General features: G+C 41.7%; 18 protein-coding genes and 2 pseudogenes. 3 read left to right on the top strand and 17 right to left on the bottom strand.

What is annotated here, in order from left to right; genetic code table 11:
• Window positions 1–58: 58 nt before the first annotated feature.
• The 3 genes from ORH16_RS12945 to mprF form a co-directional block, all read right to left on the bottom strand.
• On the bottom strand, window positions 59–1,027 hold the full coding sequence (locus ORH16_RS12945) for a metal ABC transporter substrate-binding protein (RefSeq protein ID WP_265459270.1): 969 nt from the start codon (window positions 1,025–1,027) through the stop codon (window positions 59–61).
• Between the two features lie 176 nt (window positions 1,028–1,203).
• Complete coding sequence (gene ispE / locus ORH16_RS12950; protein ID WP_265459271.1) at window positions 1,204–2,061, bottom strand: 4-(cytidine 5'-diphospho)-2-C-methyl-D-erythritol kinase; 858 nt, start codon at window positions 2,059–2,061, stop codon at window positions 1,204–1,206.
• Between the two features lie 248 nt (window positions 2,062–2,309).
• Entirely contained in the window at window positions 2,310–4,886 is a 2,577-nt protein-coding gene (gene mprF / locus ORH16_RS12955; protein WP_265459272.1) for a bifunctional lysylphosphatidylglycerol flippase/synthetase MprF, read from the bottom strand.
• A gap of 187 nt (window positions 4,887–5,073) precedes the next feature.
• On the opposite strand from mprF, the gene proC reads away from it, so the two are divergent.
• Window positions 5,074–5,874, top strand: a complete 801-nt coding sequence (proC, locus tag ORH16_RS12960; protein ID WP_265459273.1) for a pyrroline-5-carboxylate reductase — start codon at window positions 5,074–5,076, stop codon at window positions 5,872–5,874.
• A gap of 68 nt (window positions 5,875–5,942) precedes the next feature.
• Here the strand turns inward: proC and ORH16_RS12965 are convergent, their stop codons facing one another.
• The 3 genes from ORH16_RS12965 to ORH16_RS12975 all read right to left on the bottom strand — a co-directional run bounded on the left by ORH16_RS12965 (window position 5,943) and on the right by ORH16_RS12975 (window position 8,675).
• Window positions 5,943–6,581, bottom strand: a complete 639-nt coding sequence (locus ORH16_RS12965) for a YczE/YyaS/YitT family protein (RefSeq protein ID WP_265459274.1) — start codon at window positions 6,579–6,581, stop codon at window positions 5,943–5,945.
• A 243-nt stretch (window positions 6,582–6,824) separates the two neighbouring features.
• Window positions 6,825–7,442, bottom strand: a complete 618-nt coding sequence (locus ORH16_RS18910; protein WP_322597305.1) for a helix-turn-helix transcriptional regulator — start codon at window positions 7,440–7,442, stop codon at window positions 6,825–6,827.
• 291 nt (window positions 7,443–7,733) lie between these two features.
• The gene (locus ORH16_RS12975) at window positions 7,734–8,675 is read right to left on the bottom strand and encodes a 2-dehydropantoate 2-reductase (RefSeq protein ID WP_265459275.1); all 942 of its coding nucleotides are present in this window, start codon (window positions 8,673–8,675) and stop codon (window positions 7,734–7,736) included.
• Window positions 8,676–8,822: 147 nt separating this feature from the next.
• Here ORH16_RS12975 and ORH16_RS12980 point away from each other — a divergent pair, with 147 nt between their 5' ends.
• Window positions 8,823–9,719 carry a LysR family transcriptional regulator gene (locus ORH16_RS12980; RefSeq protein ID WP_265459276.1) on the top strand — a complete coding sequence of 299 codons (897 nt, stop codon included), beginning with the start codon at window positions 8,823–8,825 and terminating at the stop codon, window positions 9,717–9,719.
• Window positions 9,720–9,759: 40 nt separating this feature from the next.
• Here the strand turns inward: ORH16_RS12980 and ORH16_RS12985 are convergent, their stop codons facing one another.
• From ORH16_RS12985 to ORH16_RS13015, 8 genes and pseudogenes are all read right to left on the bottom strand, one after another.
• On the bottom strand, window positions 9,760–10,812 hold the full coding sequence (locus ORH16_RS12985) for a PTS sugar transporter subunit IIC (protein ID WP_265459277.1): 1,053 nt from the start codon (window positions 10,810–10,812) through the stop codon (window positions 9,760–9,762).
• Window positions 10,813–10,983: 171 nt separating this feature from the next.
• Window positions 10,984–11,898 (bottom strand): annotated as a pseudogene (locus tag ORH16_RS12990) (dihydrolipoamide acetyltransferase family protein); the annotation flags it as partial.
• 213 nt (window positions 11,899–12,111) lie between these two features.
• Window positions 12,112–12,282, bottom strand: a pseudogene (locus ORH16_RS18950) (biotin/lipoyl-containing protein); the annotation flags it as partial.
• 25 nt (window positions 12,283–12,307) lie between these two features.
• Entirely contained in the window at window positions 12,308–13,294 is a 987-nt protein-coding gene (locus ORH16_RS12995; RefSeq protein ID WP_265459279.1) for an alpha-ketoacid dehydrogenase subunit beta, read from the bottom strand.
• Window positions 13,295–13,325: 31 nt separating this feature from the next.
• Window positions 13,326–14,312, bottom strand: coding sequence for a thiamine pyrophosphate-dependent dehydrogenase E1 component subunit alpha (locus tag ORH16_RS13000; protein ID WP_265459280.1), 987 nt, complete (start codon window positions 14,310–14,312; stop codon window positions 13,326–13,328).
• A gap of 17 nt (window positions 14,313–14,329) precedes the next feature.
• Window positions 14,330–15,742 (bottom strand): dihydrolipoyl dehydrogenase, encoded by a 1,413-nt coding sequence (gene lpdA, locus ORH16_RS13005; RefSeq protein WP_265459281.1) that lies wholly within the window; start codon window positions 15,740–15,742, stop codon window positions 14,330–14,332.
• A 26-nt stretch (window positions 15,743–15,768) separates the two neighbouring features.
• Window positions 15,769–16,839: a butyrate kinase gene (gene buk, locus ORH16_RS13010; protein ID WP_265459282.1), complete on the bottom strand. Its 1,071-nt coding sequence runs from the start codon at window positions 16,837–16,839 to the stop codon at window positions 15,769–15,771.
• Between the two features lie 115 nt (window positions 16,840–16,954).
• The gene (locus ORH16_RS13015) at window positions 16,955–17,788 is read right to left on the bottom strand and encodes a phosphate acyltransferase (protein WP_265459283.1); all 834 of its coding nucleotides are present in this window, start codon (window positions 17,786–17,788) and stop codon (window positions 16,955–16,957) included.
• 487 nt (window positions 17,789–18,275) lie between these two features.
• Between ORH16_RS13015 and ORH16_RS13020 the strand changes: the two genes are divergently transcribed.
• Window positions 18,276–18,647 carry a hypothetical protein gene (locus ORH16_RS13020; protein ID WP_265459284.1) on the top strand — a complete coding sequence of 124 codons (372 nt, stop codon included), beginning with the start codon at window positions 18,276–18,278 and terminating at the stop codon, window positions 18,645–18,647.
• 127 nt (window positions 18,648–18,774) lie between these two features.
• Here the strand turns inward: ORH16_RS13020 and ORH16_RS13025 are convergent, their stop codons facing one another.
• From ORH16_RS13025 to ORH16_RS13035, 3 genes are all read right to left on the bottom strand, one after another.
• Window positions 18,775–20,229, bottom strand: coding sequence for a PTS transporter subunit EIIC (locus ORH16_RS13025; RefSeq protein WP_265459285.1), 1,455 nt, complete (start codon window positions 20,227–20,229; stop codon window positions 18,775–18,777).
• Between the two features lie 88 nt (window positions 20,230–20,317).
• The gene (locus ORH16_RS13030; protein ID WP_265459286.1) at window positions 20,318–21,145 is read right to left on the bottom strand and encodes a PRD domain-containing protein; all 828 of its coding nucleotides are present in this window, start codon (window positions 21,143–21,145) and stop codon (window positions 20,318–20,320) included.
• 230 nt (window positions 21,146–21,375) lie between these two features.
• On the bottom strand, window positions 21,376–22,782 hold the full coding sequence (locus ORH16_RS13035) for a M24 family metallopeptidase (RefSeq protein WP_265459287.1): 1,407 nt from the start codon (window positions 22,780–22,782) through the stop codon (window positions 21,376–21,378).

Consider the following 22,782-nt stretch of genomic DNA (forward strand, 5'->3'; position numbering starts at 1 on the left):
ACAAACTAATAGCTGTGCCTCTCAAAGAAAAAGCACAGCGGGACTAGTTGATGATACTTTATTGAATCGTTTTTTGTAAAGCGCTAAGGTTTTCTTGCATCACGGAAATATAATCTTCGCCATTGTCTAGCTGTTCGGTGGTTAAGCTTTCTAACGGATTCAAGACCAGCGTTTCGACATTGGCTTCACTGGCTAAAGTTTCCGCCACTGTTGAAGAAGCATTTTCTTCAAAATAAATGTATTGAATGCCGTTTTCATCCACATAATCCTTCAGCTCAGCTAAACGACTGGCACTTGGTTCTTCATCTGGAGAAATGCCGGAAATCGCCACCTGCGTTAAATCATATTGGCGGGCTAAATAGCCAAAGGCCGCATGTTGCGTCACAAAGGTTCTTTCTGTGGCATCCGCTAAAGCTGTCGTATATTCTTCATCTAGAGCATTCAATTCGGCAATATAATTTTCCGCATTTTCCGCAAAGGTATCTGCTAATTCAGGATATTTTTCACTTAAAGCCGCTTGAATAGTTTCGACTTCTTGCGCTGCCAGCACTGGGCTCAACCAAACGTGAGGGTCCAACTCATGACTGTGTTCTTCTTCATGGGATTCTTCTGTCTCATGGTCATGTTCTTCTTCAGCCCCCTCCATCAATTCAATTCCATCAGCGGCTTGAATGACCGCTGTCTGTTGAGTATCAATATTTTCGGAAATATCGCTGACCCAAGTTTCAAACTCGTCGCTGTTATAAACAAATGCATCGGCATCGACAATATTGGCGATGTCCTTAGCGCTTGGCTCGTAATCGTGGGGCTCTGTGCCGGCAGGAATCATCAGCTCAACCTCTGCGCTATCGCCGACCACTTGTTTGGTAAATTCATACATGGGATAAAAAGTCGTAACAATTTTGATGTCACTGTCTGATTCAACCGCTGCTGAACTTGAACTGCTAGTGGCGCCATTGTCACTACCACAGGCCGCCAAAAACAACCCCAAGCCAACGATACTAGTAAACGTAATTAATTTTTTCATCTCTTCTGCCTCTTTTCATTTCTATCGATAAATTTGCGTTTAAATTTGCAAATCGAAAAATTTCCGATTTAGGACAATGTTTAACTTAGCAAAGAAAAAGTTATTCGTCAATATAAAACGAAAAATTTCCGATTTACCTCGAAAATTTCAAGATAAATCGGAAAACTCATGAATTCCTATTCATTTTTGAGGGTTCGCACGAGATACACTTCATCGCAAAAACCTTTTAAAGCATTGTATACTCGTTGGGCTCGCGAGTATTTGTCACACAGGCCAAACACTGTTGGCCCGCTGCCGGTCATCAAGGAAACATCTGCACCATATTTTAGCATGCGCTCTTTGATTTGTTGAATCACTGGATGACGGTTGATGGTCACAGCTTCTAAAGAATTGCCCATCTTTTGAATCATCCCTTGATAATCATCTGTTTGAATTGCATCAATCAGACCTTCAATATCAGGGTGATGCACATCCTCCATCACCAAATCCTTAAAGACTGTCGGTGTCGAGACACTGAAGCGGGGTTTAACTAAAACCACCCAGCACTGAGGCATTGTCGGCAGATGGGTAATTTTTTCGCCGACACCAGTTGCTAAAGCTGTGTTGCCATGCAGACAAAACGGAACATCGGTGCCGACCTCTAAACCGATTTCTGTCAGCTCATCTAAGCTTAGACCAAGATTCCAGAGCCGATTAATGCCTCTCAACGCTGCGGCACAATCGGTGCTACCGCCACCGAGACCTGCTGCGACGGGAATTTCTTTTTTGATAAATACTTTGACGCCCTTTTCAATCTGATAGCGGCGCTTGATTAATGAGATGGCCTGATAGACATTGTTGCGACCATCTGTTGGTAAAAAAGCCTTATTGGTTTCGACGATGATTTTATTTTCCGGAATTTCTTCTAATGAAATCCGGTCTAATAAGTCAATGCTCGTCATCACCATGGCTAATTCATGATAATTATCTGCCCGCCGACCCAAGACATCTAGCCCGAGATTAATCTTGGCGGGGGCCTTTTCCATAATTTCCATTGCAGCCACCTTACTTTGGAATAATTGCAATAATTTTATCACACGGGAAAATAATTGTAAAAAAACCCGTGCTGAAATAAAAATTATCTCCTTAGCTGCAGCAAAAAAATTCCCTCCACAGCTTTAACAGATTCATTACGACAACACTTTCTTCTGCAGTTGGAGCCTAACAACTCAGGCTTCTTCCACAAAAATTTTTGCGTGCTTCATAATAAATCTGTTGCAATGGAGGGACAACTCTTTAACTACTAATTTTCCCGCAGTACTTCTTCTGCTAAACCGGCGCCCCGTGCTTTGCCGTAACCAATTAGCATCAGCAATTGGCCAGCACCTAAGATAAAGCTGCTGTTTGAACGGTAAGCAAAGTAACGGGATTGCCATTCATCGACGTAATATTCCTTATTTTGCTGGGAGGTCTGAAACTCGTAGAAAAAGCTGCCGTAGCGATAAATAATATTCATCACCCGCTCCTCCCAGAAGGAAAATTCTGAATCCCCCACTCGAGCCAATGGCGCCATGCCGATATTGGCGTAAGCGAAGCCTTCACTGCGATAGACATCCAACTGTTTAGCAATTAAAAAATTGGCTAAGCTAACTGGTACTTCTTTTTTCAGTCGCAAGAGGTCAAAGGAAACGGTCGATTGGCTGATTGGCTGTTGGGTGATAAAGCCCACCAGCTCATTGGCTTGATTAAAGACAACGCCGACGCCGCTGGCATTCAAATAGCTGTCTTCAAAGCGCCCCACAGAAAATTGCTTTTCTTTGGCTCCGTCCAGCCATTCATCAGAAACCTTTTGACAGCTGGCTAATAATTCTGCCGGTAATTCTTGATAAAATTGAAAACGATAGCCTTCGTGGGTAAGCTTTTTAAATTCCAACGCTTCACCAAAGGGGACGCGACCGCTCTTTTGCAGACTGACGATTCCCACTTCACCGACCTTGGCAAAATCATAACCCAAGTCGTGTAAAATCAACGTATAATCATCGGAAATTTTATAAAAAGCCAGCTGATAGCCCCGCTGATCTGCGTAGCGGGTAAAAGCCTGGGTCGCTTGGCGCCATTTCCGCTGGTCGCCGATGGGATTACCCAGCACAAAGCACTTGTTGGCCTTCATTTGAAAACCAAAAACGACTTGGTCCTGACGATTTTCTTGATAATAAAAATAGCGATAGCCCGGCAAGGTTAGATAATGGCTGGCATTAGTGCCGCCATATGCCTGCACCAATTGATTTAAACGAGCAGGATTTAATTCTTCCCCCAAAGTCAGCGTCGTATCTGCTAAATATTGATACAACAAGGCTAAAGCCATCAAAGATAAGCCAATTCCGACGAGACCGGAAAACCAGACATCATCCGAAGGAAAGAAAATAAAACGATTGGAAATCAGCGCGCCCCCTAAATTATTACTATTATAATAGCCGGCGATTGCATAGACGATAAACAAAAAGCCAAAGAGAATACTGTCAAAAATAATAGCACCCCAAGAATAAACAAATTTCTGGCGGTAAAATTCTTTGCGGGAAATCCAGACAAGGCCGATAATAATCAGATAAACAATGATAAGACGTAGTGAAGTTGTCCGCAAGACTGCATTGATAATTCCAAAGGCTAACAGTAAAATCGTCGGCCAAAATGCCCGCCGAACTTTGAGCCACAGCCCCCGAGCCAAACCCAGTAGTAAAAAGCCCACCATCATATTGATTGTTTGATCTAAGAAATCAAAGGAAAAGGGTAGTAAAAATTCAAAAAGACGGCTTAAGGTCGACAAATTGCTAATTGTCGATAATAGGACCATCATGATGCCGGCAAAATAGACCGCCGCCACTAAAATAAAATGGGCGGTTTTTTGCGTCATAATTTTCGGCAGATTGTCAAAGAAGCGATTGACCTTGACTCCTGTTTGACGGACAAACAATAAAATCCCCGTCAAAAACGGCAAGACATAATAAAAGAGCCGATAAAATAGAAGCCAGACTACCACGGTATTTTGGTCGATGCCCTGTTGACTCAAGCCTAAAATAATCAAGACATCAAAGGTGCCGACACCGCCGGGCACCATGGTCAGCATCCCAATCAGGGTCGCAATAATAAACATCGGATAAATGGCCGCTAAAGGTAGGGCGATACCTAAAAGATTCCCGATTGTCAAAAAGGCAATTAGCGCACCGCACCATTGGCCTAAAGAAGTCAGCACCAAGCTGATGATGCCGCCGGGATACAATTCTTGAAACAGCCGTCTGCGATTTAAATAGGCAAAGACGATTAAGGCCGGCGCAATCACAGAGCCCACCAGCATCCAAATCCAATATTCCTGAAAAAATTGATCGGGATGAATCAAAAAGGTATCAATCAGCGTGAACAAAGACAGCAAAGATAATCCACTCAACATAAAGAGGGCCACCTTTGAGACAGTGGCCAACACTTTTTTACGGTCAAAATCTTTACCGTAAAAACTCCCCCGTAAAGCGGAGCCCACCACACCGCCGAAGCCGGCGAGATTGTTAATCGTATTGGTGACCCAAGCGGAAACAAACCATTCCCGCCGCGACATCTTCGGCTTGCCTTGTTTTTCCAGCGTCCGAATCGTCACCCAATCATAGCCAAGCATCGGTAAAATACAGACCAAACCCGTCGCCGCCATCACCACAAGGGCCAGATTACCTTGTTCCCCCATCTTGGCGAAGACCTGCTGCCAGCTCATGCCTCGGGTAATGTGCGTCAGCTGATTGGCCACAAAGACCAACACTGAGGCAAAGAAAATTAATTTTAAAATAAAGCTGTGTTGTTTAATCCAACCCCAGCTTGTCTGAATAATTTTTTTCAAAACTAGCGCCACCATTCTCATTCTTAACTTTATGTTAGCGGAAATCCCTGATTTTTTCCACTTTTGTGTAAAAAAAGCCAAGCCGAACTACTTTGCTAAAAGCAAGCTTGACGTCAGCTGGCAAATGACAAAAACTTTTGCAACAGGTATCATAAAGAAGAACCATTAACTTAAAGGAGGATGTGCAATGAAAATTGGATTTATCGGTGCCGGCAATATGGCCCAAGCAATTATTCATGGTTTAATTCATAAAAAAGTAGTGGCCCCTGAGGAGCTTTTTATTTCCGCTGGTCATTTTAGCAGCGCTGAGGCAGTAGCGGAAAAAACAGGTGTTGTTGCCCTTAAAAAAAATACGGAAGTTGTTGATGCCGCCGATATTATTATTTTGGCAGTCAAACCAAATTTACTCGCTAAGGTTTTACCGAAAATCGCCTCAACACTTTCCCCAGAAAAAACCCTCGTATCGATTGCTGCTGGCGTCAGCCTGGCGAGTTTAGCAGAGCTTTTAGGGAATGACAGCCAGCCGCTGATTCGAGTAATGCCGAATGTTAATGTCAGCGTCGAAGCCGGCGTCAGTGCTATTTGCAGCAACCAGCAGGTCCCGGCAACAGTTTTAGCAGCGGTCAAAGATTTATTCGGAGCCGTTGGCGGCGTCTATGACATCGCCGAAAAAGATTTCAGTACCTTTATTGGATTAGCCGGCAGCTCCCCAGCCTATGTTTACATGTTTATCGACGCCATCAGTCGAGCCGGTGTGTTAAACGGAATGCCCAAAAAATTGGCCACCGAGATTGCCGCCAAAGCTGTGCTAGGATCAGCCAAGCGTCTTTTGGAAGGCGAAGAGTCTCCGTGGGATTTAGTCGATCAGGTTTCCTCCCCCGGCGGCACTACCGTTGAAGGGGTCGTCACCTTGGAGAAAGCCGGTTTTATTCCGGCTGTCATTGAAGGCATCGATGCCACCATCAAAAAAGATCAAAGCATGTCATAAATTTCAAAAAATAAGCACGCTACACGAAGTGGGTGAACTGACCAATTCGTGTATCGTGCTTTCCTAATTTATTCCTCCAGCTCTGCTATAGCCGGACTTAATTTTTCTTGAATTTTATTACTGACATTTTCGTTAAACCACTGAACTAACGGACCTGTCAGTAAAACAATAGCCAACGTGCCAATCCCAATGGCACTGCCGGTGAAAAAGGCTACCACTACACAAAAGGCATCCGTCATAATTCGACACAGCCGAAAAGGAATGCCGATGCGTTCTGGTAAGAAAATCGCCAACGAATCATAAGGGGCGACTCCCAAATCGCTAGAAATATAAAGAGACAGCGAAAAAGCCATCAGCAACAAGCAAGGTATTAATAAAATGAGGCTCACAACCAGACTCGGACTCGCAAGCTCGCTTGCTTCAATCAGCATCAGGAAAAAGTCTGAGATAAAAGCCAACAGCGCCAAATTCATCAAAGAGCCCCAGCCAATCGTTCCGCGGGCAAAGATAAATTGAAAAATAAACAAAATCAGATTGACACCTAATTGCGCCACTCCATAGCTCAGCTGGCTAACTTGAGCCAGCCCAATATTCATCGCTGAAAAAGGGTCGGTCCCCAGATTGATAAACCGTAGGACTGCTATACAAAAACCTAATAGGATATTTCCTGAAACCATCATAAACAAATTAACTCTAGTCATCTGCATCCGAAAAATTCTCCTTAGAAAGATTCACTGCTCTAACCATAAAAGAATTTCAGCCATTTGTAAAACGCTTTTTTAACTTTTTTTGTTAATTTTAGGTTTTATCATTAGACGAAGCGTTGAGAAGTATTGAGATTGCTACCTTAGTGATTACCAATACAAACTATATTTAAGAAGCTCAAACTTTTTCCTAATTTTGTTAATTATGATTTCAAGCAGCTAGCCCATTTACAAATGCTGAGAAAATCATGCTCGAAGTTTTCTAATTATTACGTAAACTATTCCACCACCTACAAGACATATTAGCAAACGGCCCACTGCCATCTGCCAGCTTACCGTCACAAAGAGTTGTAATAACTCAAAAGCGCCAATAATCACCAGCACACCTGTAAAAATTATGGCAATTTTAGCTAAAACAACATTTGATGTACTTCTCTTAAGAGCCTCTGTTCGCTGCAAGTATCTAACTAATTGAATTAAGAGAGCCAAGCCAACTCCAACCAAAATTAGAATATTAATGATGAGATTCTCAATTTTTGGAATTTGCAGCATTGGCAGTATCAGGTACAAAATACCATAGCCTAAGATACATCCTAGATAGATTCCAATTAACTTGCGATTACTTTTTACAACATTGGTATCTTTTTCTAGTTCTTTTAACATTTGATCGTCCCCTTTTAATAAATGATCAAGGGAAACTTGATAAATATCACTCAATAATACGATGCTGATAATATCTGGATAACTGCGACCATTCTCCCAACTAGAAATAGTTTGGCGGCTAACATTTATCTTTTCCGCTAGAGCTTCTTGTGTCAGCCCAGCAGCTTTACGAGCAGCTTTCAGTTTTTGATCAATATTCATAATTTCCCTCCGTAATCAAAGTATAAGAAGTCACCTGCTAAAAACCAGAAAACATCCTTTACAATTCCCATTTTTCTTTTGTAAAGATTGCTTTACATGTTGATAAATCAAGGTTTATTATTACAATTTTAGCACTAGTTCATTCCTAATACTGTGGTTGTCTTGATTTTTTTATATCCTTTAATTCACAACCAAAAACCAGAGTCTTGTATTCTCCAAATTATAAGCATAAAAAAAGCACCAGCAACTATCTAAAGTCACTAGCACTCTCTACTTATAATTGAATCCAAACTATTTCGCTTTTAACAATTGTTCCTTAGCGTGAACTAACTGGGTTAAAAACAGGCAATAGGGTGTTGCGATGCCATGTTCCTTGCCTTTTCTGACAATTGTGCCATTGATGTAATCAATCTCCGTCAAACGATGGCTGATAATTAAATCTTGATACATCGATGGATGATGGAGGCCGATGGTTTCCCGATTATAGCAAGCCTTCACTTGGGCTAAGACATCCTCTTGATCCAAAGGAATGCCTTGCGCTTGCGCCACTTGATAAAATTCCCCCACAATACTTTCGACAATCGGATCAGCCACGGTTGTGTCACCAAAATCAGCCATATTGCTGTCTAAAATTGTACATAGGCCATTCATTGTGCCATTGATGCAGGCTTTTTTATAGATAGAAGCCATAATATTATGAGAGTAGTTAGCGTTGAGCTGTGCGTCATTCAACACTTGAATTACTGCAGCCGCGCCAGCTTCACCAGCTGTCCCTAAATTGGTCAGCTCCACTCCGCCGGCGCCAAATAATTTAACCTTGCCGGGACCCTCCAGCTCCGCCGTCCACATAGTATTGCCTAAAAGAATATTATCTAGCGGGACATATTTTTCAATGATGTCCTCATGACCAATTCCGTTTAGCAAACATAAAACCTTAGTGTGGGCGTGGATGAGCGGTTTAATGCTTTGCAGCATCCCGTCTAATTGCATCACTTTGGTAAAGACAATGACTAAATCAGCGGCGAAATCAACAGTGCCGGCAGCCTTTTGATTGTATATCGGAATCTCAGCCTGCACGTGCTCTCCATTTAAATTGGCTTGTAGCCCATTTTTTTTGATGGCTTCAATATGGTCAGGCCAGCCATCAATCAAGATGACATCATTTCGGGCTTGGTGCAGCATTAAGGCAAAGCGGCTGCCCATGGCTCCTGCACCGGCAATAATAATTTTCATGTTGTCACTCCTCAGTCTCTCTCTAATAAAAAAAATCAGTCATGTCTTTCGATGGAGCTAAAATTAAAGCTGAAATTCTGATAAAATAATATGTATACTAAGCCTTTAAAATTTTCAATAGAAATACTCTAGAATGGAAGGTGCCCCATGAACATCCAACAATTGAAGTATTTTATAGAAATTGCCGACACCCATAGCATGTCGGCCGCCGCCAAAAATCTTTTCGTAACACAGCCAACCCTTTCAGTAGCATTAAAAAAAATGGAGGCGGAGCTGCAAACCACCCTCTTTACCAATAACAAAAATATTTATCAGTTGACCAGCAGCGGCTTATATCTGTATGAAAAAGGTAAAACCATTGTCCAACAATTTGACCAACTAATTCTAGATGTCCAAAGTATGGGTGGTCAAGGGGATGCTAAAAAAAATAAAATCCGGCTGGGGATTACGACCCTGTTTGCCGTCCAATTTATGAAAGAGCTTTCTCACTTTTTAGAAACGCATCCCCAAGTAGATTTGGTTATCAAACAAAATGGCTCCCATTATTTGCAGGAAAAAATTGTGCAGGAGGAACTGGATATTGGACTGGTTTCGTACCCCAATCTTTTTCCGGATCAGATAAATTTTGAAGCTTTGGATACCACTACGAGGGGCTACCATGTTTATGTGGTCGTTCCAGAAACGAGTCCACTAGCAGTCCACGAAGAGCTGACGTTTCCTGATTTAAAGGACCAGCGTTTTTCTTCGCTGACAACAAACTTCATGCTGGGGCGTTTGCTCCTGCAGCGGGCTAGCAAATTCGGCTTTGTCCCGAATATTGTGTTGTACAACGACGATTTGCAAGTATTGCTCCACAGTTTACAAAAAAATGAATCCATTTGTATTTTACCAATCGAATATCGCGAAGTCGGTAAAAGTGAAGGCCTCAAATGGATTCCTTTAAAAGATAAATATAATTTTTTCCCAATTGGCATTGCCCTGCGTAAAGGTGCCAACATTTCGACAGACATCACTGACCTCATTGATATTATCAAAGATAATTGATTTTACCAAATCTGGCGAATTATTTTTCTCAAGGTCGGTCTTAGCCTTGATATTTAAAGACCACGCTGCTGTCATAAAGCTTCAAAATTTTCTCAAATAGAAATTTTGCTAATAAGCCCGCCACAATGGGAATTACAAACCAGGCAAGTATCAACAGGGCAAGATTGAGACCGGCATCTAAAGAAGCTAGTGGTCCGACTAATCCAACTAGGCCAAAGCCAGCTGATTGCGGCGTGCCGGCAATTTCAAATAAAGCCACCGGTATCGCAGAAATAATCGCCGTGAAAAGGACCGGCAATAAAATAATCGGATACTTGAACAGATTTGGCATCATCATTTTCATGCCACCTAAGGCTACGGCCACTGTCACGCCGGATTTATTGACTTTCCAAGAATTAATCACCAAGACAATTGTCGTTGCGGCGATGCCCATCGCCGCAGTTCCAGAAGACACGCCGCTCAACTGGATAGCTAAGCCAATCCCCACTGTCGTGATGGGGGAAATAATTAGGGTAGCAAAGGAACAGGCAATCAGCACACTCATCAGTAGCGGTTGGAAATTAGTGAAATTATTTATCAGATTGCCGATAATTACCGTAATCTGCGTAATGATGGGATAGGTTAGCATGCCTGCAAATCCTGCCCCAATGCCGACAACAATTGGCAAGGCAATAATTTCGACTGAGCCAAAGCGGTTGCCGATTGCCATCACCATTAAGACGGCAATCGCCGCTGTGATGATGGTATTGATAATGTCGCCAGTTCCCGAGGCAACAAAGCCGTTGATATCTGAATTGAACTGAACCACGCCAGAGCCGACAAAAGCGGTGCCGCTCACCGTCATCATTTTGGTGGGTGCTAAATCAAATTGTTTGGCAATCATTGCCGCCATAATCAAGGGTGTTGCTAATTGAAAAATCAAGCCGGCATTGATAATCATTTGAATCGCCGTCACCTCAGAAAAATATTTTAAAATTGCGCCTAACACCGCATTAGGAATCAGCGCAATGATGGTACCTTGGGCCGTCCCAGCTAACAGTTTGTTAAAAAATATTTTGACGGTTAGCTTTGGACTAGCTGCTTCGTTTATCATCATCGTTCCCCCTAGTGAACATTTAACATCATCGTTTAAAAATGGGCTTCGCTTGAGTTATCGAGCGAGCGGCACCCAATTTCAAACTCTATTTGAAGGTCGGTAGCTTTTGTCAGACAGATTGTTAAAAATTATGGAACTGAATCTTTGCGTTAGCTCCGCTGCCAATTTTTAATAAACGGCAGCTTCATCATTGAACTTGGCTAAATTATCTTTAATATCCTTTAAGAATTGTCCTGCTTGTTGACCGTCTAAAATCCGGTGGTCAATCGACAGGCAGAGATTAATCATGTCGGCAAACTTGATACCGCCATCCGCTGATGGCACTACCCGTTTGACAATTGATTCCACCTGTAAAATGGCCGCTTGGGGATAATTGATAATCCCCATTGATTGGGTCGAACCGATGCTGCCGGTATTGTTGATTGTGAAGGTTCCACCTTGCATATCTTTTGATGCCAGCTGATTGCTGCGGACCTCGGTAGCCAAACGGTCAATTTCTTTAGCTAAGCCGGCTAGCGAATAATTATCAGCCTGGTGAATGACCGGGACAAATAAATTATCTTCAGTCGTAACCGCAATCGACAAATTAATATCTTTATGGTAGATGATATTCCCTTCTTGCCATGAGGTATTAACCTTAGGATTGTTTTTCAGCGCTTGGACAACGGCTTTGGCAAAGAATGGGAAGTAGCTTAATGAAATGCCTTCTTGTTCTTTGAATTTATCCTTTAGGCTGTTTCGCAGTTTGACAATATTGGACACATCCACCTCGACCATCACCCAAGCATGGGGAATCTCATTGACGCTTCTGACCATCCGTTTAGCAATTTCTTTGCGCACCGGATCAGCTGGAACCGTCACATCACCTTGCTCCGCAAAAGAAATCGGTTCAGCTTTTGGTTTTGCTGTCGGCGCTGACGGTTCCTGCGCTGGCGTTGGTGCTTTTGAGGGAACTGATTCAGTTGTTGGTGTATAATTCAACACATCTTTGCGGGTTATTCGACCATTGGCACCGGTCCCTACGACATCTTCTAAATTAATATTTTTTTCCTGAGCAATATGCATAACCGCTGGTGAATAGCGTTTTTTTCCGCTGCTGTTTGCTACTTTCGGATTCGCTTCAGTTGGTAGTGGTGCTGTCTTTTCTGGTTGTTTCGAAACTGTTGTTTCTGATTGCGGTGCTGCTTTTGATTGTTGAGCCTCTGGTTGTTGAACATCAGCTTCTCCAGCAACCTCAATCGTCATCAATGGTGTGCCGATTGGTAAATCACTATCCAATTCAACTAAAATTTCCTGAATGGTTCCATCAAAATCTGAAGGAATCTCCGTTGAAACTTTATCGGAAATCACTTCCATTAAAGGATCATATCTTTTCACCTGATCACCAGGCTTCACCAACCATTGGGTAACAGATGCCTCGGTCACGCTTTCTCCTAAACTAGGCATCAGGATTTCTTTAATTGCCATAACTTATTTCCTCCTTACGCCATTTTTAGAAATGGGCTAATTCTCTCATCGCTTCTGTCACTTGCTCTTCATTGACCAAAAAGGCTCTTTCCAGTGGCAAAGCGTAACTCATGCTTGGTGCATTTGGTCCGCCTAAACGTTTAATCGGCGCATCTAAATCAAATAAAGCATCTTCGGCAATCATCGCGCCGATTTCACCGACAACACTGCCTTCACTATTGTCTTCAGTCACCAATAAAACTTTCCCAGTTTTCTGCGCTGCCGCCACTAAAGTTTCTCGATCTAGCGGATAAAGGGAACGGACATCGACAACGTGGGCCTGAATGCCTTCCTCAGCTAATTTTTCCGCTGCCGAAATAACATATTGCAACATCATGCCATAGCTGATGACCGTAATGTCATCACCTTCTCTGATGACATTGGCTTTGTCAATCGGCACAATATAATCATCCTCCGGCACGTCAGCCTTTAATAGGCGATACAGCCGCTTGTGTTCATAAAAAATCACAGGATCATCAGAGCGAATTGCCGCTTTAATCATCCCCTTTGCATCATAAGGATTTGACGGAGTGACGACCCGCAGACCAGGTTGTCCAAAGAAAAGTTTTTCCGTTGATTGGGAATGGTACAAACCACCCCGCACGCCACCGCCATAAGGTGCTCGGTAAACAATCGGTGCTGTCCAATCGCCTTTAGTGCGATAACGCATTGTCCGGGCTTCTGACAAAATTTGATTGGTCGCCGGTAAAATATAATCAGCAAATTGGAATTCGCCAATCGCCCGATAGCCTCTTAATCCAAGGCCAACTGCTAATCCGCCAATCAAGCCTTCCGTCAAAGGTGTGTTAAAACAGCGCTCATCGCCAAAACGAGCCGCCAAGCCCTTCGTTACACCGAAGACACCACCCTTTTCGCCGCCGACATCTTCCCCGAAGATGACGACTTTTTCATCTCTGGCCATCTCTTCTGAAATACCCAGGTTAATCGCTTCTAAATATGTCATGTTCGCCATGTTTAGTTCCTTCCTTTCTCACTCTCTCGTCTTAATTACTTGCGTAAACTTCATCCAGCAAGCTCGACGCTAACGGATCAGGCATCTTCTCTGCTTCATCAGTTGCGGTGTTGACTTCCTCTTGAATTTCTTGTTCAATCTCTTCAATTAACTCCGGCGTTAGGTAGCCTTCTTCAAGTAATTGTTTTTGGAAAATATGAAGAGAGTCCTGCTTTTTCATCAATTCAATTTCTTCTTTTGAACGATAGACTGACTGATCGTCATCAGAGGAATGAGAAGTCAAACGCTCCACCTTCAACTCAATTAATTTAGGTCCTTTGCCGGCACGGGCCTCAGCGACAGCTGTTTTAAAGGCTAAATAAACTTTAGCGAAATCACTGCCGTCAATTGTTTCGCCGCTAAAGCCATAGCCCTTCGCTCGATCCGAAAAATTCCCAGCGTATTGTTGTTCTATGGGTACGGAGATTGCGTAGCCATTATTTTCAATCACAAAAATTAGTGGCAAATGTTTAACACCGGCAAAATTCATTGCTTCTCGCACTTCCCCTTGATTGGCCGAGCCTTCGCCAGTGGTGACCACCGTCACGAAATCCGCGTTTTCTAAACGAGCGGAGTACGCAACGCCGGTCGCAATCGGCATTTGAGTACTGACAGTTGAAGAACCAGAGACGATGTGATGAGCCTTTGAACCATAGTGATTGGGCATCTGCCGACCATGGGAGGAGGGATCTGCTTCTTTACCAAAAGAACCTAAGAGAATATCTTTGGCGGTCATCCCCCACACCATACTGGCGGTCATGTCCCGGTAATAAGGTAAGAAATAATCTTTTTCAGGAGTAAAAGCCAGTGACATAGCAACTTGCGCAACTTCGGCCCCTTGACCGGAAATATTAAAAGATGTTTTCCCAATGCGGGTCAATTGCCAGAGACGTTCATCTAGCCGACGGCCCCGCACAACATATTTATAAGCTTGGATAATTTCCTCTTTGCTTAAATCAGTTTTCTTGATTGCTTCCATTTTTATCAACCTTTCTGCTATTTATGGATGGCTTTTCCGTAAGTATCTAGGGCCGCCTCTTGAATCGCCTCGGAAAGTGTCGGATGCGGGTGGACCGCCTCACCGATTTCAAAGGGTGAAGCATCCAGATAAAGGGCGGTACTCACTTCAGAAATCAAATCGGTAGCGTGGGGACCAATAATGGACACTCCTAATAAATCATCCGTATCTAAATCTCGAATCACTTCAACAAAGCCCGCCTTTTCGCCGTAAACTAAAGATTTGCCATTTCCAGAAAAATTAAAACGGCCAAACTTGACCTTTTTATCCTCTGGCAAATTCTCCTTCACATAACCAACGCTGGCAATTTCGGGATTCGTGTATACAGCCCGGGGCACATTCTTATAATTTAGTGGCTCAGTCTTTTGCTGCAATAGATGGCTGACTGCCAGCTCCCCTTCTTTCATCGCAACGTGGGCCAGCTGCAGCGTATCGATACAATCGCCAATCGCGTAAATGTGGCCTTCCGTTGTCTGATAATGCTGATTGACCTCGATGCCTTTCTCGTTGTATTTGATAGAAGTATTTTGCAGGCCTAACCTTTCAACATTTGCTGAGCGACCAATTGCCACCATCACCTTCTCAACCAGCAGCGGTTCCTGCCCGTCAATCGCAACTTTAACTTTTCCCTCTTGAATTTCTGCCTCTGTCACCTTACTTTTAAGTAAAACTTTGATGCCCTTCTTGCTAAAAGTCCGCTTCAATTCTTTAGAAATCGTAGCGCTTTCATTAACCAGCAGCCGATCGAAAAATTCGACGATTGTCACATCGACTCCTAAACTATTTAATAAAGAAGCCCATTCAACGCCAATCACGCCCCCGCCGACAATCATGATGCTCTGTGGTAAATTTTCCAAACGCAGCATACCGTCTGAGGATAAAATATTTTCTTCATCTAAAGGTAGATTCGGCAAAGTTTTGGGACTGGAGCCAGTTGCGATAATCACATTTTTCGGTACGATAATTTCTTCTTCTTGACTCTTATCATTAAAGGTCACCGCAATAGCACCGGAAACTGGTGAGAAAATCGATGGGCCTAAGACAGCTCCTGTTCCCTTCAACACACGAATTTTATTTTTCTTGCATAATTCCTCCACACCTTGATGCAGCTGATTGACAATCCCTTGTTTGCGCTCTTGCATCCTTTGGAAATTAACCACCGCTGTCTCGGCCTGTTCGATACCGAATTCCCCTGAGCGTTTTATTGTGTCGTAAACCTCGGCACTTCTCAGCAAAGCTTTAGTCGGAATACAACCGCGATGCAAGCAAGTTCCACCTAATTTATCCTGTTCAACCAATACGACATTTAAACCGGCTTGAGCTGCTGAAATTGCTGAAACATAGCCCCCAGTTCCGCCGCCTAATACTAATAAATCTGTTTGTTCTGCCACTTTACCTCACTCCTATTTTTTGTGGTCTACATCTGACTGTAATCTAAAGGTGTTTCCTCACCAGCCAACACTCTGTTTGCCCCTTCATATAAGGCCTGCATTTCCATCTCACCGGGAAACTTCAGCACCGGTGCTAGCCAATCAACATATTCTGTAATGGCATTGCCGACATATTCAGAATGAATCAGCCCTCCAGTTAAAATGATGGCATCCACCTGCCCTTTAAAAACAGCCGCCAATTCAGAAATACTTTTGCCAACTTGGTAGCAGAGGCCGTCTAAGAAAAATTTTGCATCTTGATCCCCTGAATCAATTCGTTTTTGAATTTCCCGCAGATCCGTTTCCCCTAGATAAGATTTAAGTCCGGCCTCACCAGCAATTAATTTTTTGACTTCAGCTAAGTTCAGCTGCTTGCTTAAAATAAATTCAGCAAATTCAACTAATGGTAGCCCACCACTTCTTTCAGGTGTGTAGGGACCTTCACCATCTAAGCCGTTGACGACCTCCACCATTTTTCCTTGCTGATGGGCGCCAATACTAATGCCGCCCCCTAAATGGGCTACAATCAGTGAACTCTCTTCGTAAGTTTTGCCCAGCTTTTTCACTAGCTTGCGGGCCACTGCCTTTTGATTGAGGGCATGGGCCACACTGCGGCGCTCAATTCCTTTTAAGCCGGAAATCCTTGCTAAGGGCTGCAGCTCATCGACAACCACCGGATCGACAATAAAAGCGGGAATTCCTAACGTCTTGGTAAATTCATTGGCTAAAATTGCGCCGAGATTGGAAGCGTGAGTATTGTACTTTTCTTCCCGCAAATCCGTTAACATTGCTTCATCCACACGGTAAGTCCCGCCAGGAATTGGTTTTAATAAACCGCCGCGACCGACAACCGCCTTTAACTGATCCAACATGTGCTGATCTTTAACAAACTCTAAAATCAGCTGGTAGCGAAACGCAATTTGATCCATCACCTGAGGATATTGCGCTAGTTCTGACACACTATGGCGCATCGTCGTTTCTGCAATTAATTGATTTTCACCATAAATCGCAACTTTCGTCGAGGTTGAACCAGGGTTAATAACTAAAATGGCTTCCATAAGATTCTCCTTCTTTTAAGGTTTACAGTAATAGTTAATGCTTGAAAACTACTTTGAATATTTTTTTGATTGGCATTGTATTCATGCCTGCTAGTCTTAAAGAATGACTCAAAAACTACTGCTGTTGAACTTGCTTAACCGCAAACTCTAGTGAAAAAAGCTTAGCTTCTGGTGAATCGCTTCTTGAAGTTAGTACGATGGGAATTTTGGTCCCGACAATTGTGCCGCCAACCTTTGCGCCAGCATACATCGTCAGAGACTTATACAAGCTGTTGCCTACATCAATCGTCGGCACGACCAACGCATCTGCATCCCCCATAATCGGCCCTTGATAATGTTTGTGCTGAACCGATTCCTTGGACAACGCCAGATCAAAAGAAATTGGCCCAAAGACAACACCATTCTGTTTATTCTTAAAATGCTGTGTCACTTCTGCCGCTAATACCGAAGAAGGCATTTTAGGATTAAAGTTTTCTGCGGAACTCAAGAGGGCAATCTTAGGCTGGCTAATCCCAATCCGCTGAGCCACTTCCTCCACATTTTCAACAATGCCAATCATCGTTTCTTGATTGGGAGCGATATTCATGGCACTATCTGTTAATAAAAAAGACTGCTGGGCTGACGGCAAATCAATCAAAGCCACATAAGAAATAACTTTGCGCGTTTTCAACTCATGTTTTTTTTGTAAGACTTCTTTTAACAGGGTATGTGTCTGAATAATTCCCTTGAATAAAATTTGAGCTTGACCTTGTGCCACCAAGGTCACCGCCTTTTCAACGACTTCTTCCTCACTTTGGCAATGATGATATTCCCACAGGCTCTCATCAGCAATATTTTCCTTTGTATCAAATACAACAAATTTCATTTCAGCGGCAAAATGTTGCTGGGCATTTTGGACCACTTCTAAAATCTCCGGTTGAGAACCACCAGCGATTGAGACAACAATCATTTCGGTCACCCTTTCTTTAATTTCCTGCTGTTAATCTTAACTTACACCATTTTGTAAGCGTTAACAAATTGTTATTATTTATTCATTTATTAAAAAAATTAATACCAAAAAAGTTAGCTTTTGAGAAAAATATGAAAAGCTTTTATAGGAATGGTTTCCCTTGGCAAATCTGGTTATAGTCAGAATATTCACAAAATAAAAACTGTGAAAAAGAAAAATATTTCACATTAATTTTTCGATAAAATCCTATTTCAGAGGTAAAAATAAATTGGATTGTGAAATTTGTAAAAGATTAAACGAAAGACGTTTTTTGAAATTCACAATTATTTTTATGAATTTCAAAAAATGGATTTTCGTTTTCAGCATGAATTTTTTGCCGGATAACTTTTTTTGGCGGAAAAGTCGAACAAGTCGCTTTCTTGTTATTTATAATAAAATAGGAGTAAAGTAAAGGTGAGCTTAAACTAAAAAAAATGAGGGTGATTAAATGTTAGATGTACGAGGTTCAATTAATAATTTGAAATGGAATACAGAGCACCATTTTCTGCATATCAAAGCGCAGCACGAATTTATCAGAATCTGGGCGATTCAATTTGAGCTAGGCTACACAGATTTCCGCACCATTCAAATGGCGCTACAATTAGATGGTAAAATTGATTTATTGAAACGCTTTGCCAAAGCCTATGATGCTGTTTATCGCTATGAATACAGCTTTGCCAAAGGTGGCTTGGAGGGCTTTAACCAAGAATTCGGTGATAAACTTGCCGATTACGATCAAGCCCATCAAACATTGCTGCAAATCATCGATGAAATTTCGCAGTTCCAGCCAGCGCCGGATGAGGATAGTAGGTTGGTATAAAAAAGACGGATAAATCAATCTCCGCTTTAGCTGCTCTTCAGCCAGCGTAAAATTGATTTATCCGTCTTTTTATTTTCTAAGGTTAAAATGAACAATTTTCTAAAGATTGATTACATTCTAACCGCTATTACGCTGGCTCCACAGGACTTTCTTCCACAACTTCCTCTGCTTCCATTGTAGTTTCATCTAAAACTTCTTCCTCATCAGCCATTTTAGTTTTGGCAATGACAACTTTTGTTGCAACAAAAGTAACTGAGATGGTGACGGCTGCGACAATAAAGGACAGAATAAAGTTATACATGCTGCCATCAGGATTTAAGAAAAATAAGAAAGTCAACAAACCTGGACACCCCCCATGGACATAATTAACCAAACCGAAAATTCCGGCCACTAAACCACCACTAACAGCACCGATAGCTGTTCCAATTAAAATTAGTGGTCGTTGAATTAATGCTCCATAAAAGGCCGGTTCAGTGACACCACACAGACCTGTAATTGCAAATGAGGTAATCATCCCTTTTTTCTCTTTATTATTTTTAATTGACATTGCCAATGCTAGCGTGGTAGCACCAATTGCTAAGTTGGAAACAAACCCGGCAGTAATTGTTAATGGATTGTATCCTAATTGAGCAATTAATTGGATACCTACTGGAGTTAGAGCTTTATCCAAACCGAGCATCACCATATAAGGATAAACTGCCGCCAAAATCGGCATAGCTACAAAGCCGGCATTTTCCATTAACCATAGAATAATATTAGCAAAACCAGTACTGAGTTGCGTGCCGATTGGTCCTAAGACAATTAGTGTGACTGGCACTACAATAATCATTGTTAGTAGCGGCTTCATAAAGTATATGATTGCTTCTGGAATTATCTTCGCCAAACCTTTATCAACAAAATACATAAAGAAGCAACCAAAGACTATTGGCATCACACTACTAGAGTAATCAACAGTTGGGATTGAAATACCTAAAAATGACAGACCTTCAACATTTGAAATTGACGGACTCACTAATAACGTACCCAGTAACGCTCCCATAATCGGTTGCATTTTTAAGGTCTTAGCAACATTAAAACCTAAATAGATTGGTAAGAATGTGAAAGCAGCTCTAAAGATTGATAGCATGATTTCAGTTGTCCCGCCCTCAGCATCAAAACCAAAATAATTTATCAGTAAATTGCGGATTGCTAGAATTAATCCCCCGATAATTAAGGCGGGGATCATTGGCATAAAGCTAGAAGCACAAAAGTTCCCTACTTTATTAACGTAATACATAAAATTGCGTTTCGCTTGTACCTGTTCTACTTCTTGATTCACCTCTGTACCTTGTGAAGTCCATTTGGACACTTCAATAAATTCATTATATGCATCGGTAACTTTTGGACCAATGACAATTTGAATTTGGTCGGGCTTTCGAATATACCCCACGACCTTATCGGCATTTTTGATTCCTTCATCATTGACTAGTGACGCATTTTTGAAATTAATCCGTAAGCGTGTCGCACAGTGGGTCACGTTGTTAATATTTTCAACGCCCCCGATATTCTCTAGAATCTCTTCAGCCATTTTGTTATAAGTCATAATTGCTCCTCCTTGTTGGTTTGACAGTGAGGAGGTTTGGCCAACTTAATGTAACCATCCACCTTAGAACATAAAAAACTTCCCTCCTTTACAAATCTAGCTGTATAAGCTGCATCAACAAAAATATTTGATCATCGAGTGAGATGCTGTATTGATATCGTTGCTTGAATAGAACCGTAATTTGATAGACACAATGAAATTCTACTTGGTACTTTGTCTCAAAATTGGCAACATCTTCCTCTGTGTGGCGATTCTGCTCTTTTCTTTGGTTCTCCATCACTTTCTTAGCAAAAAAACGACATTCCAGACTCAGCCGCTCATAACGATAACTCGCTTTGTCTAGTTTAGGAAAGCAGTTGTTTATAACAGCCAGCAGTTGCTCTGTCATCTGACTCAGCAAGTCTAAATCAACAAAATCTACCTGACTTTCAGCAGCAACAATGTGTAAGGCAATAAAATTTGCTTCTTCATCTGGAATTTTCACATCCAGTTCTTTTCGTAATAAAGCTACACAAACCAAAGCCACTTGATATTCTCTAGCATATAGTCGTTTAATATTTGCAAGAACATGCTTATCAAAAAAAATACCTCTTTGATAACGTTCCATAATATTATAAATATGGTCAGTTAATGTAATATAGATACTATCACTGATAGATTCTCCCAATTTTGATTTTATGATTTGAACCAATTGATCTGAAATCATGATGTAATCTAACGGTAGGGTATTGACTATTTCTTGAAACTTGAATTGTTCTTCTTTTGAAAGCTTAAAAATTTTCTCCACTTGTTTCGGGGTAACTTCATCGCCTTTTTTTAAACCAAAGCCGATACCTTTCCCTAATAATATCAACTCATTGTGGTGATTATCTTCAGCTAAAAGTACATTATTATTATAAACCTGTTTTACTTTCAACGATTGCCACCCCCGTGGTAACTCTTCAAACCTTCGAAAGGACTTACTAATAAAATTTTTACTATCTCTTGTTCTAATGATTCCTACTACCGCTTGAAAAAAATATTCTAGATATCTGCATCAATAATAAAAAACATCCTGTTTTACAACTTTTGAAATCATGCTCAGCTGCTATAGCGTAATCATTTCCACCAATATTGTTACTCTCTACGCTAAGTTTAAAGATTTAGTTAACGACTCTGTTTTTTACGCAAAACGGCTTGCTTATCAAGCATAAAAGGCCGGTAGTACGCAACTGTATCACTCATCGGTAACACTTCTGGAGGAAGTTGAATATTTAAAATATCTTTTAAAAAGCTGCGTCTCTTCACTATGTTGCCCCACAGAAGTGGATATTTTTTGTGCAAATCATTACGCAGTTCCTCGTCTGCTAATGCAATTGTACTTTCGCAACTTGCTCCTGCATAACCGCTGACACTTGGAATAATGTCAATCTGTAACAGCATGCCACTTTTTAATACTTCAGAAGAATCGGGATAAATCGGTGAGGACATCCATTCCTCATCAGCTACTAAGTGTCCTGGGTTTAAATGCCAATGATACTTTTTCTGAGGTAAAACTTTATCTATCAGATTATAGATATCTGCACCGATTGAGTTAATTTTCATATTTTCAAGCCAGCTGACAACTGCTGCAAAATAGGGTTTAGCGACCTTCTCCAAATAATCTTTCTGGTCACTTGGCAAGTCTTCTTCACCTCTAGCAACATATCCTGCTCTTGATGATAGCCCCCCTTTGTAGCCAACCGTCAATGATAATGTCTCACCTTGTTTTAATTTTTTTTCAGTTGGATAAATATTGGCTTTGATGAATCGTTCTCCAGCAGCTGCAATTGTCACTACGCTGTTGCGTTGACCAGCTTGATTCAATAGATTACCTAAAGTCATTTCACTCATTCCAACTTCAATTTGGTTCAAAGCTTTGAGCAGTCCGAAGCTGGCTAGCTGCGCACCAAACTCGTAGTGGGCAAGTTCATTTGCATTATTCGTAGTCCTTGCACCCTTTGCCCCACCAATAAAGAAATCTGCATAATTTTCAAGCTTCTCTTCCCCAACTAGATGAATTAGCGCTTGTACAATATAGTACGGAGTATCATAAATTTTCCGAGCATCCACCTGCTTAGTTGTAAACATCTTCCAACCAACAAGACCAACTTTTTGATTTTTTTTAATTCCTGCTCTTTGCAAATATGTTTCAAAAGGTTCTTCCCCATCCATCGGCTGATTAGGTAAAGAAAAATGTGGTACATGAATAGATTTTGCAATTAAACGAGCCTTATCCGCCTTATTTAAGTTTTCATTGCCCAAAAGCAGATAAGCATTTCCATCTCTATGAAGCACTAGCATTCCCTCTTCAAAACGAGTTAAGAAGCCGGTTAAATATTCAAAATTGCTCCCATGCTCAAGATCTCCATAAATCACAAGACAGTCCAAATTTACCTCTGACATCAGATTCAAAATTTTCATTTTGCGTTCCACCATAGTCTCGTCTGTCAGTTGGATTGGTGCTATTGGGAAACTTTGCTGAGGTTCTGCTAATGATTTAAGTTCAATATCTTCTTTATTTATCAATCTCAT

This window comes from Enterococcus sp. HY326 (genome assembly GCF_026157065.1).
Lineage (GTDB): Bacteria > Bacillota > Bacilli > Lactobacillales > Enterococcaceae > HY326.

What these genes read in the sequence shown, in the direction of transcription:
- ORH16_RS12945 (WP_265459270.1), bottom strand. Translation starts at nt 1,027, where the DNA reads ATGAAAAAATTAATTACGTTTACTAGTATCGTTGGCTTGGGGTTGTTT.
- ispE (WP_265459271.1), bottom strand. Translation starts at nt 2,061, where the DNA reads ATGGAAATTATGGAAAAGGCCCCCGCCAAGATTAATCTCGGGCTAGAT.
- proC (WP_265459273.1), top strand. Translation starts at nt 5,074, where the DNA reads ATGAAAATTGGATTTATCGGTGCCGGCAATATGGCCCAAGCAATTATT.
- ORH16_RS12965 (WP_265459274.1), bottom strand. Translation starts at nt 6,581, where the DNA reads ATGCAGATGACTAGAGTTAATTTGTTTATGATGGTTTCAGGAAATATC.
- ORH16_RS18910 (WP_322597305.1), bottom strand. Translation starts at nt 7,442, where the DNA reads ATGAATATTGATCAAAAACTGAAAGCTGCTCGTAAAGCTGCTGGGCTG.
- ORH16_RS12975 (WP_265459275.1), bottom strand. Translation starts at nt 8,675, where the DNA reads ATGAAAATTATTATTGCCGGTGCAGGAGCCATGGGCAGCCGCTTTGCC.
- ORH16_RS12980 (WP_265459276.1), top strand. Translation starts at nt 8,823, where the DNA reads ATGAACATCCAACAATTGAAGTATTTTATAGAAATTGCCGACACCCAT.
- ORH16_RS12985 (WP_265459277.1), bottom strand. Translation starts at nt 10,812, where the DNA reads ATGATAAACGAAGCAGCTAGTCCAAAGCTAACCGTCAAAATATTTTTT.
- ORH16_RS12995 (WP_265459279.1), bottom strand. Translation starts at nt 13,294, where the DNA reads ATGGCGAACATGACATATTTAGAAGCGATTAACCTGGGTATTTCAGAA.
- ORH16_RS13000 (WP_265459280.1), bottom strand. Translation starts at nt 14,312, where the DNA reads ATGGAAGCAATCAAGAAAACTGATTTAAGCAAAGAGGAAATTATCCAA.
- buk (WP_265459282.1), bottom strand. Translation starts at nt 16,839, where the DNA reads ATGGAAGCCATTTTAGTTATTAACCCTGGTTCAACCTCGACGAAAGTT.
- ORH16_RS13015 (WP_265459283.1), bottom strand. Translation starts at nt 17,788, where the DNA reads ATGATTGTTGTCTCAATCGCTGGTGGTTCTCAACCGGAGATTTTAGAA.
- ORH16_RS13020 (WP_265459284.1), top strand. Translation starts at nt 18,276, where the DNA reads ATGTTAGATGTACGAGGTTCAATTAATAATTTGAAATGGAATACAGAG.
- ORH16_RS13025 (WP_265459285.1), bottom strand. Translation starts at nt 20,229, where the DNA reads ATGACTTATAACAAAATGGCTGAAGAGATTCTAGAGAATATCGGGGGC.
- ORH16_RS13035 (WP_265459287.1), bottom strand. Translation starts at nt 22,782, where the DNA reads ATGAGATTGATAAATAAAGAAGATATTGAACTTAAATCATTAGCAGAA.